Origin of the sequence: Mycoplasmopsis fermentans PG18, from assembly GCF_000209735.1 — a bacterium.
Lineage (GTDB): Bacteria > Bacillota_I > Bacilli_A > Mycoplasmatales > Metamycoplasmataceae > Mycoplasmopsis > Mycoplasmopsis fermentans.
Map to the genome: position 1 here is coordinate 630,631 of NC_021002.1, position 20,215 is coordinate 650,845.

Consider the following 20,215-nt stretch of genomic DNA (forward strand, 5'->3'; position numbering starts at 1 on the left):
ATCGAACAAGCAAGCAGCTCATATTTTATCTTTAAGCGCTTGATGATACGCCTTAGACTCTAGTTCGTCTTAAAAAGAGGTTTAATCCTCTTTTTTTGTATAATTTTTATATGAGTTTAGAACTATGAAGACCATTAAAAATTACAAATCCTTTATTAGAAGATATTTTTCATCTAAATATCGATACAAAATTTAAAATTCATCCTTTGATAATTTTTGAAAATACAAAAAATAAAACTTATTATTGTATAAGACTTCAAACGGCAAGAAAAAGTTCTAGCAAATATAATTTAATAATTGATAATAGCTCTTATCAAACCAACGAATATTGAAAGAATCATGAAAGTGTAGTAGTTACTAAGGATATATTTATTATTGATAAGGAATTGCTTGAAAGTAATATAGATAAAGCAATTTATCAAGATACTTCTGTATTAAATAAAAATGATAAATCATTGATAGTCGATGACCTAAGTCGCCGTATAAATGCAATTCCTCCCGATTTAAATATAATAAAGATATCAAATAATTTAAAGCACAATTTAGTTTTATATACTAACGATGAGTTAATAAATAATCAGCTTTTATCTACATTGTCTAATAATAGTAATAAAGTTAAGCGTGCAACAAAAAACTATTTTGCTAATAATTTTTCAAAATCCCAATTCCTAATTAACACAAACACTTCTAATACAAAATATACAAAAGAAGCTTTAAAGAATATTAAATTATGTATTGGTAAAGAGAAAAATATAATTAATCAAAATGATTTTGAGTATGAATTAGATAAAGAAACTAGTAATTATTTTATTAGAGAAATTGCTCATAATGATTGAAAAGACTTAGATAAGACGAAGGATAACGTTAATATATATTCTTTTGAAAATATAGGTTTTTTATCTAAAAGTAGCAAAAGTGAATCAAGCTATATTGATCCATACGATAATAAAAATATCGAAAAAGCTAAGGATAAAGTAGCTAAGGAAATACCAATAAAAGAAAGCAAAACAGACAAAGACAAAACGAAGCTGAAGTAAAACATATAAAATTATTAACGGCGTGAAAACGTCGTTTTTAATTGATTATGGAGGGCGCTGTGAAGAACAAAATGAGTAAAACTTTAGCTGACAATTGAAATGCTCAAGCAGAAGTTTTTAAGAATAGCGAAGAGCGTAAAATTAAATATAATGTTGAAAGAAAAATAGAAAGAGATATTTTTATTTGGGGCGAGACAGTAAGAATTATTTACTACATGTATAAAGATAAAACTACAGGCAAAAGACTAGTTATTTATCCGAGTGAAGGATTAGCTGATAACGGTAGAAATAAATATTATAAAGAGTGCGTCGAAAAATGTGTTGAAAACAATATATACGCTTCAAAAGGTGATAATAGTAAGCTACTTATTCCTTATCACGTTTATTATTACCATAGGGAACAATTAAAGAAAGAAGTATTAAATAATTTGACTTTAAAAGACTATAAAAATCTAGAGTACAAGACTATACAAATAGATATTGATGATGCTTATATTAGAGTGTCTTTTAAAGGTAGAAAAATAAAGGTTAGAGTGCGTATGGCGACTATACATACTTTGCTTAGCGGAAGTAGTGTAAAAGCCATAGAAAATAAGACCTCTATTATGCAGTTTTTACCACTTGCAAGTGAGTTTAAAAACTTCAATAGTGAAGAAGATTTTGAAAACAAAATTAGAGAAAGTTTAAACAGTTTATATAAAGAAAATTGTGAAATTATTGTCTCTGGAGATGGTGCAAAATTCATAACTACAATAGCTGATAATTTAAAATCAACGAGAGTTTATGATCCATTTCATTTCAAAGCAAATATGTTTAAAGCTTTTGGATATAGCAAAAAAATTAATGTAAGTAATAAGAGATTTTTTAGGGATTATAAAGATGTTTATCGCGTGTTAGACAACTTGTTTTCTAAAGGATTAATTTATGAATTTGAGAAAGAACTTGACAGTGTTTTAGAGTGAATAACAAAGCAAGAGAAAAATAAAACTGTATATGCTAATGCTAAAAAGTTCAAGAAATATTATAAAGAAAATAGAGAATATATTTGAAACTCAGTGCTAGTTAAAAACTACTTTGGAGGCTGTGCTGAAACGGTAGTTGGGCACGATTTAAAGAGGTTTTGCTCAAAGAAATTTGCTACATTTTCACTAAAAACAATACAGTTAAGCATTGCAAAAAATATGGAAACAAAAGCAAACTTATTTTTCATTTAAGCAGTATTTTTAACAAAGTGCATGCGCAAAAGCAGTATTAATATATTTTTAAAATAAAAATATACAAGTTAAAGTGCATGTAAAAGTGCATGCGAATTTAGGCAAAAACGAAAAAAGTGCATGCGCCTAGAAAATATGAAAATATTAATTTTTGATTTATTCTATGAATAAATCATTTCAAGATAAAACACGCTATGGTAAATAGCTTTGTAGTGTCTTTATCTTGTACTATTCAAGTAGCGCGTGTGCGCGCAAAAGGAAACTGCATGCTCTTCACATGCAGTATTTTCCTTTGCTACAAAATGGATTATGATAAAATAATTACGAAATAAGAAAACGTAGAGAATCTTATAACACACCTTTTTATATTAGTTCCGATTTATTAATTAAACAATTAAAGGAAGAAAATAAAATACTCAAATTGGAGAATGCGATAGCAAAAAAAGTGAGCGCCTTGGTTCAATTGAAAGACTCACTAACAAAGAAAAATTCCAAATAACAATTGAACTAAGGCAAGAATTTAAAAAGCTATTTTTTATTAAATTAATATTAGAAAAAATTAAATTGAAAAAGTCAACTTTTTATGAGATATTAAAATCACAAAATAAACCTGATAAAGATGAAAATTTAAAAAAGGTTATTTTTGACTTATTTAACTATAATAAAGGACTATACGGTTATAGACGTATTACTTTTGCTTTAAGAAATAAAGGAATAATAATCAATCATAAAAAAGTTCAAAAATTAATGAAAGCAATGAATATTTTCGGCAAAACGCTAAGAAGAAAAAATAAATATTCTTCATTCAAAGGTGATGCTCACAAAAACATTCCAAACTTGCTTTTAGATAAAGAAAATATCACAGAAGATTTCTTCAGATACAAAAGAAATTTTTCAAATAATAAATATTTGAAAATACTAGGAACAGATGTTACTGAATTTAAATTAAAAAATGATGAAAAAGCATATTTTTCTCCTGTAGTTGATTTTGAAAACAGAGAGATTTTAGGTTATTCGATTTCTAAATCGCCTAATTTAAGAATGGTTGGTAAAATGTTAGAAAACGTAGAAGAGAATGGCCACAGCTTAAAAAATGTATTATTACATTCTGATCAAGGATGACAATACACTCATCAAGATTATATTGATTATTTGAAAGAAAAACAAACAACTCAAAGCATGTCAAGAAAGGGAAATTGTTTAGACAATAGTCCTACTGAATGTTTATTTAGTGTTATAAAAAGAGAATTTTGATTTGGAGAAGAAAAGAAATTTAATAGTTTTAAAGAATTTAAAACTGCTTTAGGAGAATATATTTCATATTATAATAATGACAGAATTGTTAATAAATTAAAAGGACTTAGTCCTGTCCAATACAGGAATAAGTCCAAACATAATTAAAAAGTCCAATTTTTGGGGTTCATACCAAATGCCGTTTTCTCTTTTAAATTTCTAACTTATCCCACTAATAATTTACATCACCAACAGGTCTTGCCTGTTTTTTAAAATTGGGAACTATAAAAAATTTTGTGTAAAGTCTTAAAATCATTTCCTGATAATATTTTATCAATTAAGAAAGGATTTTTTTATTTATGAAAAGAAGGTTAATAAATCCTGCTATTGATGAAATAACAAAAAAATTTAGAAAATTAAAACCAAGTTACTACTGGTGATCTTAATATGGCTATGAAAGAAGTATTTCAAAATACAATCCAAAAAATGATGAACAAAGAATTTGATAATTTTATAGGTTACGAAAAAATGATAATAAAGTTCAAAAAAAATTATAGAAATGATTTTTTTAAGAAAAATGTTAATAGTCAATATGGCCAAATGGAAATTGACATTCCAAGAGATCGTGAAGCAAAAATTGAACCTATAATCATCAAGAAGTGTGAACGTGATATTTCTGAATTAGTTGATATGATATTTGCTTTATATTCTAGAGGAATGTCAACAAGAGATGTAAATGATTTTATGTTTAGCAAATATGGTGTTAATTATTCTCCAGCACAAATAAGTCAATTAACTAACGAAATTGTCGAAGACGCAAGATTATGACAAGAAAGAAAACTTGAAACATATTATTCAATAATTTATATTGATGCAGTACATTTTCATGTTGTAGATAATAATGTTGTAACTAAGAAAGCTACATATGTTATTATGGGTATTAATAGTGATGGGCAAAAAGAAATTCTAGGACTTTATATTGGAGAAAATGAATCGACAAAGTTTTGAATGTCTGTCCTAAATGCTCTTAAAAATAGAGGAATTAGTAAAATTGATATTATTTGCTCAGATAATTTAAAAGGTATACAACAATCTATAGAAGTTGTTTTTCCTAATAGTAAGCAACAACGTTGCATTGTACATATGATTAGAAATTCTGTTAAATGATATGAAAGAATTTTGCAAAGATTTAAAATCTGTATATCAATCTAATGATGCAAAAAATGCAATGGATAATTTGGATATTTTTGAAGATAAATGAGGCAAAAAATATCCTACATCTATTTCAATATGAAGACAAAACTGATCTGAAATTTCTACAATGTTTGATTACTCCCTTGAAATAAGAACGCTCATTTATACCACTAATCCAATCGAAAATTTAAATAGTGTATTTAGAAAATATGCAAAAACAAAAAAGGTTTTCCCATCTGATGATAGTCTTTTAAAAATTCTTTTTCTAGCATCTCAACAAATCATAAAAAAATGAAGTAATTCAAGAATTAGAAATTGATCTAGCATATTAAATGAATTTAAAATTATTGATTTTGAAAATGAAGAATAAAATTTTTTTCAAAATTTTAAAAATCTTTAATGGTATGTCTTACTTTTATAAGTTATAGTATTTTTAGAAAATAATTTTTGCCTTTTTTTGGTACTTTTTATGGTTATTTTTAAGACATAATTTTCCTTATGTCCCGAAAATTTAATTTTTTTATGTTAAATATAAGGAGACAACTATGAAAAATAGCACAAAAAAAATTGTAGCTTTAACAATGGGTATTTCTGCTGGGGTTGTTGGCGCAGTATCAGCCGGTACTTTAATTGGTTATGCAGTTGACCATTCAAACTATAAAAAAGAAAAATTGTGAATTGAAAACAGCATAAAATACTTTAAAGAATCAAATCAAAAATTAAAAGAAAAAGACAACAAATTAAAAGAAATTTGAAAGAAATATGAGAATCAAGAATGACTTTCTAGTCTTTGAAATGAACTAAGTTTGTGCCAAACTCAAATTGATTCAAATGAAAAACTTATTAAAGATTTACAAGGAATTATTGATCAACACTCTTCATATCATGTTGGCCGCCACTTTGGTAACAAAAGTTATATAAGAGCTGCTAAACACAGTAATGAAAAGAAAATAATTCAAAATCTTTTACCAGAGATGATAGAAAGAACAAAACAAGTTATTAATCAAAGCGAATATGAAAATATCAAAAAATCAATCCAAGATTTTATTGTTCGTAGTAATGATTTATTAACTTTAAAAACCGCAGATGAAAAATTTGTTGATGCTAATAGTAAAAGTGAATTAGATTCTTTAGAACTCAAAATTAAAGATTATCAAAACATTTTAAGTAAAATCGAAGAAGAAGCACTTTCAAACAACACAAAACCTAACATTTCAACTGAAATGATTGATAAGGCAGCAGATTTTATTAAATCTGATTTTCATGTTTGAAATGACAAAATTATTAAAAAATATGTTAATAAAGATGGTTTAATTAAAAAATTCATGTCAAACATATCTAAAATAGAAGAATTATCAGCAAAAATAGAAGATGCTAATACTATTGCAAGTAATAATTCTCCAATTTTAAATCCTATCAATGCTGTTAAAAAGATTTTATTGTCAAGATTTGACTCTAATAATTATGACGTTATATTAGAAAAAAACGGTGTTTCAGTAAATAGAAGTGTTATTATAGAAGATATTATTAAGGCATGTAAAACATTGGAACAATCATATGGAAATACAAAAGAATATATAAATCGTTATGTTAATACTTTTGTCAAAACAATTGAAAATACAAAATTATTTAACAAATCTCAAATTCTAGACTTAAGCAGCAAATCATTAACATCTATTATTAATGGTCTTAATGAATTTAATTCATTTGTTGAAAGTTCAAATCAAATTTCTTTTGAAAAATTAGACGAATTTATTAACAAAACTCAAGCTATTTTAAATGACGAAAATAATTTGACAACTTCTATTCAATCTGTTATTAAAGAATTTTTAAATGCTTATAATTCAAATGTTGATTCAATTGAAACAACAGTTAGATTAGCTAAACTAAATAACTCAAAACAAATTATTGATGAATTTGTACAAAAATCTAAAATTGAATTAAATTCTCTCAAATGAGACAAGTATATTGAAGGCAGAAACAAATTAATTAATGATTATGTTAATAGCAAAAATGAATTAGATTCAATAAAAAATTGATTTAAAAAAGCCTTTGTTAACATTAAATCAAGATTAAATGAATTTAATTTAGCATTAGAAGCAAACAAAACAACATTAAATGGATTTAATTTATTTGAAACTTCTTATAAATCAATAATTGATATACAAACTAAACTAGATCCTTTATTAAAAGCTAATTTAGATTCTGATATTGACAACAAAATTAATAATATTTCAGCATTCTTTGAAATAATTTCAAATCTTAAAAAATATGAAACAAATTATTTAGAAATATTTAAAATTATTAAAAACGCAACTGATTTAAACTTACAAAAAGTTAATAACTTTGCTTCAAAACCTAAAGAAATTTCAAAACTTATTAGTAATGCAAATCCAAAAATTGTTGATTTCTTATCAAAAGTTTTTGCTAATTTAAAAACATTAAGCCAATTTGAAGATGTTAAAAAAACAATTGAAGATATTGATAATAACAAACCTGATTTATCAACTAAAGAAATATCTTCAATTGAAAACAGTGAAATTCAAAATGACAAAGAAAAATTTAAAGGACTATTTGAAAAAATTAATTTAATCAATAATTTTCTTTCATCAATTAATGAAAAAGATAAACTTTATAGTAATTTCTTAGAAAATGAAGCTCAATTTTGCTTAGAATCATACAATGAAATGGATGCAAAATTAGCAGCAATAGCAAATGTGGATTCTAAAGTATATGAATATAAAAACAAAATTTTTGATGCTGCAATTGAAACTTATAAAAATGTTAATTCTACAGAAAACTTTAGTGCTGTTCAAGCTGATAAAGACAACAAAGTTAACTTTGTTAAAAAATGATTTGGTGTTCTTAATTACTATAATGAATATGTAAAAGAAAAAGCAAAAACTGAACAAAAAGCAAAATTAACTTCAGAACAAGAAAGTTCACTTGTTTTTGCAAAAAATGAAATGAATGCAATTAAAAATGATCAAATTTCTAAATTAGATAGTGAAGGTTTAAAAGCTTTGCAACAACTTGATGGTGGCGTTGATTTTACAAACACTAATTTAATTAAAAATTATTTAGAAAATGATTATTTATTAGCTGTTAAAGATTTAAGAGAATATTTCATAAACAAACTAATTTACTTATTACATGAAAAATTCAATTATGGTGATGTATACTGATCTCCAACAAAATTGTATAGACCAACATCTGTCTCACAAGATAATGCAAATTGAGATGAAAAATCAAAAATTTGAACTAAACCTAAAGTTCTAGGCAAAAAACATCTATATGACCATATTTCAGATTTAGATACTGGAGGATACTCAAAAGGTAACACAAATGGAGGCTGAGGAAATTCTAAAGGTGATAAAGTTAGAGCCGAATATTCATGACACCGATATGGAGTAGATAAAGGAAATAGTACTAGTGAAATCGAACAAGGTAAGCAAATTGAAAATCAATATTGAAGGCCTTGACATACAATTATTGAACCTCCAGAAGATAATAATCTACCACTAGATTATAGTATACCAACAGTTAAATATATAAAAGAAGCATATCCTAATAAAAATAATGGCGATTATTTAAAAGCAATACAAAATGATATTTGAAGTGGACATGATGATCTATATACTTTAGCCAAATTAATAGAATATGAGAAAACAATAACTGAAAAAATGCTTTCAAATATCAAAAAAATGTCAGATTCTAAAATAATGTTTAAAGATGATTTTCAAGGCAATTTTGTTAATTTAAATGATGCTCTTTACAAAATAAAATATGCTTTTGATTTTATTAAATACAACAATCCAACAAGCAATGGATATTATGAAGGAATATGAGAAAGATGAAGTGGAGAAGAAAACAAATCTCATTACGCAATTGGAAATAATCCATTAAGAAATAGAGTTAATGTTTATAACAAAAAAACAGGAGAAGAATATCCTATTGGAGTATTACCAAGTAATTTCTATGGTCCTCACTATATAACAAAACGTGGAAAATCAGATGAAAAATATGATAGTACTAACCCACTATTTGAATATATGCCATTTTCTAATACATTATTCTCATATTTAAGAACAGTAGAACATAATTCAGCTTTCATATTACAACATAATGGAGCTCCTATTTCATGAGTAAATTACATTTTTAAATTTACTCTTGATAACCCATTAGGAAACTTTGATGCTTCATACTACATATGAAATAAAATGTACTGAAAATCAGAATATGCAATCACCGAAAGATACATTTTGAAAAATAAATCTTCTGAAACAGTTTCAATTTGAGATAAATGATCAAAAATCTTTACTGAAACAAGTAATAATACATACAGCAAACTTATTTGATAAATTAACGAAATTTAATATTATGCTGAACCCCAAATTTCTTTTTCAAAAAGGGGTTCATTTATTATTTAAATTAAAAAATATTATTAAGACTATTTATAATTTTGTGTAAAGTCTCTCACTTTCTCAATAGAAAAGAATTGACTTTACATCAACACCTAATAATATTGTAGAACAAAATAAAATAATGCTCAAAAAACATTATCTTATTTGGTATGAACCCTTTTCCAAAAAGTCCGGAATTTGGGGTTCACTATAATTTTTAAACTTCGAATTTTATTTTTTTAATTTGTTAAAATTAAGATATGAAAAATTTAAAGTCAAAGTTACTTCAAAAAAATATTTAAAATTTTTACCTGAAAATGAAACGTATAGATTCATAGTCGATTATATCGACAATAAAACAGAAATTTTTTTAAACAACTCTTCAATTGAATTAACTGAAAAAATGTTTGTTTCATAGCTAACATTAACTCGTTTTGCTCGAGCAGCTAGTTTTATTAGTTTTAAATCTTTACAAATCTATATTACTAAAAGAACAATAGTAACAGATGATTGAACAAGAATCAATGTTGGTTCAAATTTAAGTATGCATGAAATAAGTAAAAACATCTTTGCTTACTATACTTCAAGCTTACAAAAAACTTATGAGTCAATTAACAAAGAAGAAATTAAAGAGTATTGCAATTTATTAAGCGAAACTAAAAATCACATATTTTTTGGTATTGGGCAAAGTGAAAAAGTAGCTAGTTATTTACGTGAAAATTTAAACAAAATTAGACTTACTTCATTACCTATTAACAATATGCATGATTTTTTTAACATAGTTTATGTTTAATGGGTCCAGATGCTTTTGTTACAGTTATTTCGCATTCTTTTGAAACAGCTGAAGTTATAAAAGTTTGTGAAATTTTGGAAAACAAGAACATTAATTATGCTTTATGAACTCAAAGCACAAGTATTGCAAAATTAAATGCTTTAAGTATTTTAAATTTAACAAATTTAGCTCAACATATTAAAACTTCTGCTTCATTAGGCTCAAAAATTAGTGTTTACTTTTTAACAGATTTAATCTACTTTTATTTAATCTTTAGTTTAGATCCTCAACTTGATAAATTTTATAAGATTAATTTTAAAAGAGATTTCTGAAATAGTCAACAAAGAAAAAAATATTCAAAAACCAGTGAAAAAACAGTTAAAATTATTAAAAAAAGGCAAAAAAGTCAGTAACTTAGAAAATCCTTTTAATAAATATTAATTTATTAGATTAATGCAACTAGTTTGCATTTTTCTTTTTTAATTTTTGACATTTTTCAGCCAACTTATTTTTTTAATATATATATTATTTATTAAAAATGCAAACAATATATTTAATATATAGTATTATTATTTAGATTAATATATAAGGAGGAAAAAAGATGTTAAAAGTTTTAGATCATCCGCTTATTTCAATTAAGCTGACTAATATGAGAGATAAAGAAGCAAATCACTCTCGTTTTAGAAGAAACTTAAATGAAATCGCATCATTAATGGTGTATGAAGTTTTAAGAAACTATAAAACTAAAGCTAGAAAAATAGTGACACCTTTAAATCAAGAATATGTAGGAGCTACTTTTGATAAAGAAATAGTTATTGTGCCAATTTTAAGAGCTGGGCTTGGAATGTTAGATGGCTTACTTGAATTAATGCCTGAAGCTAGAGTTGGTCACATTGGACTTTACCGCGATGAAGTAACTCATCAAGCTCATGAGTATTTTTACAAAATGCCAGAAGTTAAAAAAGATAGCTACATTTTTGTAGTTGATCCAATGCTCGCTACTGGCGGTAGCGCAGTTGATGCTATTAAAAAATTAAAATCAGATGGCTTTACTAATATTCATTTAGTGTGCTTAGTTGGAGTTAAAGAAGGAGTAGCAGCTGTTGAAAAGGCTTTTGGTAAAGACTTTGAAATTTATTTAGCTGCTCTAGACAAAAAACTCAATAATCAAAAATATATTGAACCTGGTTTAGGCGACGCAGGAGACCGTATTTTTGGAACAAAATAAAAGTATTTATTATGGCAAAAGTATTGTTAAAAAAATAGTCCAAACTGGAGTTTTATTAGCTTTAGCAATTGTAGTTAATATTACTTGCTCAAGCTTTATGAAATTTCCTTTAGCGCCTTTTTTAAAGTTTGATTTTGCACTTGTTGTCGTTACTTTTAGCGCTTTAGCAATTGCACCTTGATCAGCTTTAGTCTTAATATTACTTTTAGCAATAATAGGCCCTGCCTATGGCAGCAATTGTTATGATCCTATTGGTTTATTAGGACATTTCCTTTTAGCTTTAACTCAGCTAACTTTTGTATTAACTTTTTATTTTCTATATAAGTTTTTTAATAAAACAATTTATCAAAATTCAATTCGAAAACAAATAGATTTTTATATTGCTGAATTATCTTTAGCAGCAGTCATTACAACTTTGTTTTTAACTTTTGTTAACGTTTTTATTACAACACCTTGATACTTTAAAGCTTTTGGCGCATTAAAAAATGAACCTGCCACAATTAATTCAATGATAAAAAATTGAGACAAATTCAAAGGTCTATTTCTTAATATAAACAACTATTATTTAGGCACTAGCACTATTTTTGCTCTCTTCAATATTATTAACTTAAGTTTAAATGCTTTAATAATTTTTATCTTTTTAGCCTTCAATATTAAAGCTAAACTTTGAAAATCCGATTTACTTGAAATCAATAAAAAGAAACATTTTAAAAATATTTTTATTCAAGCTTGTTATGCAAAATTAAATGATAATCACAAATAATTTAGACATCATTTTAGGAGTCAAAATGTCAACATATAATCAACATAAAGTCGAAAAAAAATGACAAAATTATTGAGCTGAAACTCAATATTTTGAACCACAAAAAACAACCAAGAAACCAAAGAAATATATCTTAAGTATGTTCCCTTATCCAAGTGGAAATATTCATATGGGGCATGTTAGAAACTATGCAATCGGCGATGTTTTAGCACGTTATTATCGTCGTAAAGGTTTTAATGTTTTACATCCTTTTGGTTGAGATGCTTTTGGTTTACCAGCTGAAAATGCAGCTATTAAAAATGGCATTCACCCTAAAGATTGAACATACAAAAACATTAAAAATATGAACCCTAAATTAAAGGATTTGGGAATCTCTTTTGCTTGAAATTATGAATGTATTACAGCTGATGAAATTTATACAAAATGAGAACAATTGATTTTCATTAAGATGTGAAAAAAAGGTTTAGTATATCGTAAAAAAGCATTATTAAATTGATGCGAAAATGATCAAACAGTTTTAGCAAATGAACAAGTTGAAGATGGAAAATGTTGACGTTGTGGCAATATTGTTGTTCAAAAAGAAATGGAACAATATTACTTAAAAATTAGAAACTACGCAGAAGAATTACAAAATGATTTAGAGTTATTAAAAAATCATTGACCTGACAAAGTTTTAATGATGCAAAAAAACTGAATTGGCTATGAAACAGGCTTTTTGGCAAAATTTGACATAGTTGAAAATAATCAAAATCACTTTAGTAATATTGATATTTTTACAAAAAACAAAGATATTTTAGTAACCATGAATTTTATAACTATTGGTGCAAATCATGGCCTTGTTAAACAATTAATTGAAGAAAATAAATTAAGTGATAAAGAAATTGAAAAACTTAATTTAATTAAAGCAAAAGCTACAGCAAAAGATTTTTCGCAAAAATTATGTTTAGCTTTACCACTTCAAGCAATTAATCCAGTAAATAATCAAAAATACAAAATTTATGTTAGTGATTTTTGTTCTCTCGGAGAAAAAAATAGAAGTCAAATTATCGATACTACTAAAGTTAAAAGTCATGAAGAATTTGCCAAATTTAATAACTTAGAAATTACTAATTATGCAAATAACAAAGCTGATTTTAGTAAGCTTGAAAACTCGAGTAAAATCAACTTACAAGATTGAGGAATTAGTCGCCAAAGATATTGAGGCGCTCCTATTCCTATGATCAATTGTGCTAAGTGTGGTTTAGTTCCTGAAAAAGAAGAAAACTTACCAGTTACTTTGCCTTACAAAGTCAACTTTACTACTAGTGGCAACCCACTTAAAACAAATAATAAATGATTGGAAACTAAGTGCCCTAAATGTCACTCAAAAGCAACCAGAGAAACTGATACTTTTGATACCTTCTTTGAATCAAGCTGATACTTTTTAAGATATACGACACCACCAGCTAAAAGAGAAAGCCATATTTTTGATAAAGTTCAATTAAAATACTGAAATAATGTTGATGAATACATCGGTGGAGTTGAACATGCTATTTTGCACTTACTGTATGCACGTTTCTTTACTAAAGTTTTAGCAGACTTAAAAATGGTTGACTTTAGAGAACCTTTTGATAATTTATTAACTCAAGGAATGATTCTTAAAGATGGACTTAAGATGTCTAAATCAAAAGGTAATGTTGTTAGCCCAGATGAAATGATTAAAAAATATGATGCTGATACTATGAGGCTTTTTGTTCTTTTTGCAGCACCGCCTGAAAAAGAACTTGAATGAATTTCCTCAGGTATTGAAGGTTGTCATAAATTTATTAAAAGATTAATAGCAAGAAGAAAAGAAGTTAAGGCTAAAGACAAGTTAGCTGATATTAAAAATCTAAAATTAAACAATGAAGAAAAGAATGCTAGAAGAAAACTTTATCAAGGTTTAATTAAGCAAGAAAACTTGTTTAGTGATAGACGTAATAATTATGCTTTTAATACTATAATTGCTTGAGCTATGGAAACTTTCAATGCTTATGATAAGATTACTAACTCATTATTAATTAAAGAAATGTACTATGTTTTATTAAACATTTTGGAACCATTTATTCCACATTTAGCTTGAGAATTAAGTGAGCAATTCTTTAAGCTTAAAAACCTTAAGGACTTTAGTGTTGATAATAGTGCTTTAGAACATGATGAAATCACTTATGGAGTAACAATTAATGGCAAAATGAGAGTTCAAATTACAGTTGACTTAGCAAACAATAACAAAGATTATGTTTTAAATTTAGCTAAAAATGAAGCTGCTAAATGATTAGAAAATCAAGTTGTTATTAAAGAAATTTTTGTGCCAAATAAAATTGTTAACCTAGTTATAAAGGCTAAATAGAGCCAAAAATCACAAATAATTCCTAATTTTATTTATTTATTAAATAAATGTTAAGAATAGATTAAGAAAATATAAAAATATTTGGCACTTTAGGCATAAGAGTGCTAAAATATAAATTATGTATTTTAGAAGGAGACCATATGAAAGAAAAAATCTTACTGTTGGACGTCTTAGATAAAGAATATTTATCTGACGCAGTTTATAATCATGAAACAAAAATTTTAGAAATAAAAACAAAAAACCAAAGTTTTAGTGATCAATATTTAAATCACTTGTTTAATTATTTTGAATCAATTAGTCATGATGAAAAGAAAGAAAAAAATGACCAAGCTAAATATTTATTTATTGGTTATTTTGACTACGCAAAAAACAAATATGATGGCAGCGATGAAAGCAGAAAAAAAATAGTTACAAAAAGTAACAATGTAAACAAATATTGTTCTTATGTTAGAGTGCTTGATTTAAATATTGAATACAAACAAGATTCAAAAGAAATCGATAGATATAAACTTAAAGTAAAAGGAATTGGACGTTATAAAATTACTCATTTAGAAGATAATAGTGAAAAAACACCTGAAAATTCATATAATGTTGAATTTGCAGTTGCTTCAAAAAGTTCTTATGAAAATAAATTAAGTAAAGATTCAGTTAAAAAATTAAATGTATTAGATAAAACTATTACAAACTTAGTTGAAAAAGGATTATGAAGCAAAATTTTAGATCATAATTTAAGCTTAAAAGAATCAGAAGGAGCACAAAGTAAATGAATGGAAGAAAGCATGTTTAACACGCCTCGTTGAGATGAAGATTATGATGAATCTGGCGAAAATATTGTTGAAGCCCTTTTAATTTATTTTGCTTTAAATAGCCTTTATAAGATGGATATCTTTAACTTAGATTCAGTTAATGACCATATTGATTACTTGTCATTATTACTTTATTCATATCGTAATTTTGGTTGAACTCCAAAAGAAAAAGGGATCATTAATTCACTTAAATTTTTTGACGAAAACTATACTAAAACAAAAAGCATTAACACAAATTCAAAAGCAGCTGTAAAATACTTTGAAACAGAAGCAATTTTTAGAGCTAATGAAATTAAAGAAGTTGCAAAAGAATACAACGAAGAAAATGAAAAAACTAAAAAAGTTCAAGAAAACAAAAAAAACTTATTAACTAAAAAACCTAAGAGTGAAAAAGATTCTAAAGATCCTATTGCTGAAGCTTTATTAGAAAATGAAATAAACCAAAAAGTTAAAAGTAATTTAGAAAAACAACAAAAAGAATTTCTTTTAAGAGAAAAACTTAAAGCTATTAAAGAAAGTCTTTCAGAAAATGATTCAGAAGGTGATGAAGAAGATGACTCATTTTCAAAACTTATTCATGATCCTAAATTAAAACAAATTTATCCTGAAAGTGTTTTAAAAATTATCTCTACAGAAAAGGAAAGACTTAAAGGTATGATGTCAGGAACACCAGATGCTAATGTTGCTGCTACTTACATCAGCACATTAAAGAAAATGCCTTGAAGAAAAATAGAAGTTGAAACTTTAGACATCAAACGTGCCAAAGAAGTTTTAGATAAAAATCACTACGGCTTAGAAAAAGTTAAAGAACGTATTATTGAATACTTATCATTAATTATTAACCATAAAAACTTATCTAAAAAATCAGACCAAGACAAATTAATTGATATTGACAAAAATTATCAAATTGATATGTCCTTATTTAAAGAAGATGAAAAAAATGCTAAATTACAAACAGAATTTAACAATGTTCCTATTCTTACTTTAGTTGGTCCTCCAGGTACTGGTAAAACCTCTTTAGCCAGAGCTATTGCTGAAGCGCTTAACAAAAGTTACATTAAAATTAGTCTTGGTGGTGTGCATGATGAAAGTGAAATTAGAGGTCACAGACGTACTTATGTAGGTTCAATGCCAGGTAAAATTATTAAAGCTATCCAAAGAGCTGGTGTATCTAACCCACTTATTTTATTGGATGAAATTGACAAAATGTCATCTGATTATAAAGGTGATCCAGCTAGTGCAATGCTTGAAGTATTAGATCCTGAACAAAACACAAAATTCCAAGATAACTATCTTGAACATGAATATGACTTATCAAAAGTTATGTTTATTGCAACTGCTAACTACTACGAAAATATTCCTGCTCCTTTAATTGACCGTGTGGAAATTATCGAATTAAACTCATATACAATTAATGAAAAAATTAAAATTGCACGTGAACACTTAATTGATTCTACAATTCAACAAGCAGGTCTTAAAAAAGAACAATTCAATATTGATGATAAAACACTAGAATTTATTATCAAACACTATACAGCTGAAGCTGGTGTTCGTGGACTTAAGAGAGATTTAGATAAAATTGCTCGTAAAATAGTTACAAGAATTGTTGAAGGTGAAAAAATTGCTAAATTTACAATAACAAAAGATATTGTTACTGAAATGTTAGGTACTCCTAAATTTACAGATCACCAAGATACGAAAGAACCTCAAGTTGGAGTTGTTAACGGTTTAGCTTACACTTCAATAGGTGGAACAACATTGCAAATCGAAGTTTCAAGCTTCAAGAGTAAAAATAGCGGTATCAAATTAACCGGTTCGCTTAAAGATGTTATGAAGGAATCAGCCAATATTGCTCTTTCATATGTAAGAGCTAATGCTGAAAAATTTGATATTAAAGATTTTGCTTTTGATGAAAGAGAAATTCATATTCACGTTCCAGAAGGAGCTGTTCCTAAAGATGGGCCTAGTGCTGGTGTAACATTTACAACTGCTTTAGTTAGTGCTTTAAGTAATAAACCTGTACCTCAAGATATTGCAATGACAGGTGAAATTACTTTAAGAGGTCGTGTTTTTGAAATTGGTGGATTAAAAGAAAAATCATTTGCTGCATATAAAAAAGGAATCAAAACTGTATTTATTCCAAAAGACAATGAAAAGAATTTAGCAGATATTCCTGAAGAAGTTAAAAAAGCAATTACCTTTATTCCAGTTGAAACTTATGAAGAAATTTATAATCACATTTTTAAAGATCAAAAGCCTACAACTGATAAAAGCGATTCGACTAAAAAGTCTATAAAACAGGCAAATAAGAAATAATTTAAATGACTTATATTCGTTGAATATAAGTTTTTTTAATACCCTCATATTTTTTAAAAAGTAACAACTAATGTATAATATTTAAGATGAAAGAAATGCAAATTATAAGTTATGTTTTATTATCAATAACTTTATTATTAGCTATTATCGGAACAATTTTTGGAACAAATTTTTATTGAAAAACTCCTAAGCTTAATAAAGTTTTTAGCTATAGAACAAAATTATCATTAAAAAATCATGAATACTTTTATTATGCAAATCACACTTTTGGAAGAGGTTTGTTTTCTCAAAGTATAGTCATTTTAATATTGTCTTTTATTTCTTGCAGCATTGTTTTTTCACTTAAAGATTATCATTATTTATTCATAATAATTTTTGCAATTTGATTTTTGAGTTTCTTTTCAATCATTATTTACATTGAATTAAAACTTAAAAAAAGAGACAAAATAATTACAGATTTATAAAAAATCCATAAAAAATAGAAGCATGTAACAATGCTTCTAATATTTATTTTTAATGCGTTCGTAATTCTTTTTGTTTTTGTTGTAATAAGCTTCTAAAAGATCTTTTTGACTGTAACCTAATAATTTAGCAACCCCTAAAGTTAAAGCTAATATTTCTCCAATAACATATTTATTGATGTTATTTGTTGCTGAAGAAATTGTTTGGAATAATAAGCAAATTTGTTTATTAACATCCTTACTCATTATTAATGGTGTGATGTTAGGATCAACTTCATATTGATAAGCAAAAGAGCCAACAAAGTGCAATATATCAGCAAATTCTTCTAAAGCTTTGTCTTTATCAATTTGTTTTTTTGCTTTTCAATATTTGAATGTTTGGACTTCATTTGCAAATTCTGCCGTTTCAACAAGTAAAGCTAATAATTTCATGTAGTGAAATTCTTTAATTTTGCTTTTTGAAGTCTTTGCATCAATATCATTACGAGCTGCAATAGCTTTGTCAAGATCTTTTTGCATTGTAAATATTTTTGTTAAATTCATGTTTCAATTATACAACAAGTTTAAAAGCGCAATAAAAAAGCTAAATTATTATTTAGCTAAATATTTGCTTCCTTTAATATATCTAAAGAGTGAGTTGCTTCTTTTGATAAAGTATCTTTGCTATTTAAATATGAGTTAAGTATTTCTTTACTTGCTTCAAAATTAAAAGCTGATAATAATGTTAAAAATTTCCAAACAAAAATTTTATTATCAATATTTTGACCATAAACATCAATTAGCTCATTTAAAAGTTTTTCAGTAGCTAATTCTTTTTTATTAAAACAAATGTAACCAATTGCATCAATAACTTCTTGTTTTTGTTCAATTGTTCCTTGCTTAAGAGTTTCAAGTAAAAGAGGAAAAATTGAAGTATGCATTTTAGCTAAAGATTTGGCAATAATGTCTCTTGGTAGTGGATAAGAACTTTTATTACTAATATATTTAGGCAATTCTTTAATTTGGTTATTACCAATTTTGCTCAAATATTCAATCATTTTATTAGCTGTAAAAGCATTACCTGTTTCTAAAGTTTCACAAATAGCGATTTTAGTATAAAGTTTGTCTTCTTTTTCTAATCGTTTTAATAATGCATCTACACTTTCTTCATCCATAGGAGATAAATTATAAGCCGCAGAAGATCTAACTCATGCATATTCATGTTGCAATAATTCTAGTAATTCTTTTTTGCTTTTGTTTTCAAATTCTGCAATATCTTCTTGATCAACATAACCTCTTGATAATCATTGTTTTTTATTTTCTACTGGTTTCATAAGTATCCTTTTGATATAAAAATGAGCCTTAATTTGGCTCATATATTATATAATTTTATTATTATTTTTCTTCTTGTTTTTCTACTTCTTTTTTAACTACAATAACTTCATCTTTGAAGAATTGTACATTTGCTTTTTTTCTAAGTAGTATAGCAGCAACAAAGGAAACAATTCAAATAAAGCAACCAATTATAAATAAAATCATAAATGTCTTATCATTTCATTCTGAAGTGTAAATTGCTAAGAAAATTGAAAATACTGTTATTGTAACTCAAACTGCACCTAGTGCTAATCCAACAATAAGTGTAAATAATGAAAAAGTTAGTGCAGATGATCGAGTATAACCATTAGTCGCAATAACAATACTTTGAATAATAGCTAAAAGAATTAAAAATCCAATAAAGCTACATGCAATAATACTGCAAATAACTATTCATTTAGTATAGCTTAATTCTTTTGCTTCCAATTTTTCATTGTTTACTTTGTTTAAAGATTCTGTTTTGTTTTCTGTTGACATAGATCTCCTTTTCATTTAAACTCAAAAACATCTATTTTCCGATGCAATTTAATTTTATATAAATTTAAACAAAATAAAAAAATTTTTTAAAAAAAGACACTCACATAAGAATGTCTTTAAAATTAATTCTATTCTGCTTTTGAGTCAATTGATTCATCTGATTTAAAATAATTGAAGTAGTTTTTATTTTCTTTTTGAGCATCAGAAATATAAATAAATGCTCCGATGAATGTTAATATTCCAACGAAGAATCCTATAATTAAGATTATCATTGATTTTTTATCTTCTAATTTGCTTGCTTGAATAGTTATAACAATATGTAATACAAATGAAGCAACGCTTATAGGAAGTATTGATAAAATTAATGCAGTAGGGATAATAATTTCTTTTCAGTTATTTTTAATATATTCATTTGTTTCTTCTCCACTTTTAAATATTTTAACTGCAACATCAATAAACATAAATATTGCAATTCCTGTTATAACAGCGCTTAAAAGTGATAAAACAATCAAAGCAATAGCTGAACTTTTAGGATTTTTTCTATGCATTTTTCTCCTTTAAAAATGTAATTTTATTACCTTAGTATTATA

At 25.9% G+C, this 20,215-nt stretch carries 18 protein-coding genes; 14 read left to right on the plus strand and 4 right to left on the minus strand.

Going from position 1 to position 20,215, the window contains the following annotated elements:
- The first annotated feature begins 110 nt into the window (after positions 1-110).
- The 14 genes from MBIO_RS02915 to MBIO_RS02975 all read left to right on the plus strand — a co-directional run bounded on the left by MBIO_RS02915 (position 111) and on the right by MBIO_RS02975 (position 17,798).
- A complete protein-coding gene (locus MBIO_RS02915; protein WP_013526808.1) occupies positions 111-1,037 on the plus strand; it encodes an Mbov_0400 family ICE element protein in 927 nt (308 codons plus the stop codon).
- A gap of 59 nt (positions 1,038-1,096) precedes the next feature.
- A complete protein-coding gene (locus MBIO_RS02920; protein ID WP_232048387.1) occupies positions 1,097-2,251 on the plus strand; it encodes an Mbov_0401 family ICE element transposase-like protein in 1,155 nt (384 codons plus the stop codon).
- A gap of 501 nt (positions 2,252-2,752) precedes the next feature.
- Complete coding sequence (locus tag MBIO_RS02925; protein WP_232048404.1) at positions 2,753-3,652, plus strand: IS3 family transposase; 900 nt, start codon at positions 2,753-2,755, stop codon at positions 3,650-3,652.
- 279 nt (positions 3,653-3,931) lie between these two features.
- Entirely contained in the window at positions 3,932-4,696 is a 765-nt protein-coding gene (locus MBIO_RS02930) for an IS256 family transposase (protein WP_013526859.1), read from the plus strand.
- On the plus strand, positions 4,653-5,048 hold the full coding sequence (locus MBIO_RS05090; protein WP_015511047.1) for a transposase: 396 nt from the start codon (positions 4,653-4,655) through the stop codon (positions 5,046-5,048). Before MBIO_RS02930 ends, MBIO_RS05090 begins: the two co-directional genes overlap by 44 nt.
- Positions 5,049-5,223: 175 nt before the next feature.
- Complete coding sequence (locus MBIO_RS02940; RefSeq protein WP_013354618.1) at positions 5,224-9,039, plus strand: rhoptry family protein; 3,816 nt, start codon at positions 5,224-5,226, stop codon at positions 9,037-9,039.
- 286 nt (positions 9,040-9,325) lie between these two features.
- The gene (locus tag MBIO_RS04915; protein ID WP_013354617.1) at positions 9,326-9,499 is read left to right on the plus strand and encodes a hypothetical protein; all 174 of its coding nucleotides are present in this window, start codon (positions 9,326-9,328) and stop codon (positions 9,497-9,499) included.
- Positions 9,500-9,625: 126 nt separating this feature from the next.
- On the plus strand, positions 9,626-9,874 hold the full coding sequence (locus tag MBIO_RS02945; protein ID WP_013526834.1) for a MurR/RpiR family transcriptional regulator: 249 nt from the start codon (positions 9,626-9,628) through the stop codon (positions 9,872-9,874).
- Positions 9,874-10,266 carry a hypothetical protein gene (locus MBIO_RS02950; protein WP_013354615.1) on the plus strand — a complete coding sequence of 131 codons (393 nt, stop codon included), beginning with the start codon at positions 9,874-9,876 and terminating at the stop codon, positions 10,264-10,266. The genes MBIO_RS02945 and MBIO_RS02950 overlap by 1 nt, the downstream gene beginning before the upstream one ends.
- Positions 10,267-10,454: 188 nt before the next feature.
- Positions 10,455-11,081, plus strand: a complete 627-nt coding sequence (upp, locus tag MBIO_RS02955; protein WP_013354614.1) for a uracil phosphoribosyltransferase — start codon at positions 10,455-10,457, stop codon at positions 11,079-11,081.
- On the plus strand, positions 11,068-11,844 hold the full coding sequence (locus MBIO_RS02960) for an MPN527 family putative ECF transporter permease subunit (RefSeq protein WP_015511051.1): 777 nt from the start codon (positions 11,068-11,070) through the stop codon (positions 11,842-11,844). Before upp ends, MBIO_RS02960 begins: the two co-directional genes overlap by 14 nt.
- A 25-nt stretch (positions 11,845-11,869) precedes the next feature.
- Positions 11,870-14,212 carry a class I tRNA ligase family protein gene (locus tag MBIO_RS02965; protein WP_041594279.1) on the plus strand — a complete coding sequence of 781 codons (2,343 nt, stop codon included), beginning with the start codon at positions 11,870-11,872 and terminating at the stop codon, positions 14,210-14,212.
- A 140-nt stretch (positions 14,213-14,352) separates the two neighbouring features.
- Positions 14,353-17,334, plus strand: a complete 2,982-nt coding sequence (gene lon / locus MBIO_RS02970) for an endopeptidase La (RefSeq protein ID WP_013354611.1) — start codon at positions 14,353-14,355, stop codon at positions 17,332-17,334.
- Between the two features lie 86 nt (positions 17,335-17,420).
- Positions 17,421-17,798 carry an SdpI family protein gene (locus MBIO_RS02975; protein ID WP_013354610.1) on the plus strand — a complete coding sequence of 126 codons (378 nt, stop codon included), beginning with the start codon at positions 17,421-17,423 and terminating at the stop codon, positions 17,796-17,798.
- Between the two features lie 36 nt (positions 17,799-17,834).
- Here MBIO_RS02975 and MBIO_RS02980 read toward each other — a convergent pair whose 3' ends face one another.
- The 4 genes from MBIO_RS02980 to MBIO_RS02995 all read right to left on the minus strand — a co-directional run bounded on the left by MBIO_RS02980 (position 17,835) and on the right by MBIO_RS02995 (position 20,173).
- Positions 17,835-18,338 carry a dUTP diphosphatase gene (locus MBIO_RS02980; protein ID WP_013526836.1) on the minus strand — a complete coding sequence of 168 codons (504 nt, stop codon included), beginning with the start codon at positions 18,336-18,338 and terminating at the stop codon, positions 17,835-17,837.
- Positions 18,339-18,394: 56 nt separating this feature from the next.
- Positions 18,395-19,108 carry a HEAT repeat domain-containing protein gene (locus MBIO_RS02985; RefSeq protein ID WP_013354608.1) on the minus strand — a complete coding sequence of 238 codons (714 nt, stop codon included), beginning with the start codon at positions 19,106-19,108 and terminating at the stop codon, positions 18,395-18,397.
- A 61-nt stretch (positions 19,109-19,169) separates the two neighbouring features.
- A complete protein-coding gene (locus MBIO_RS02990) occupies positions 19,170-19,625 on the minus strand; it encodes a hypothetical protein (protein WP_013354607.1) in 456 nt (151 codons plus the stop codon).
- A gap of 128 nt (positions 19,626-19,753) precedes the next feature.
- The gene (locus MBIO_RS02995; RefSeq protein WP_013354606.1) at positions 19,754-20,173 is read right to left on the minus strand and encodes a hypothetical protein; all 420 of its coding nucleotides are present in this window, start codon (positions 20,171-20,173) and stop codon (positions 19,754-19,756) included.
- Positions 20,174-20,215 lie beyond the last annotated feature (42 nt).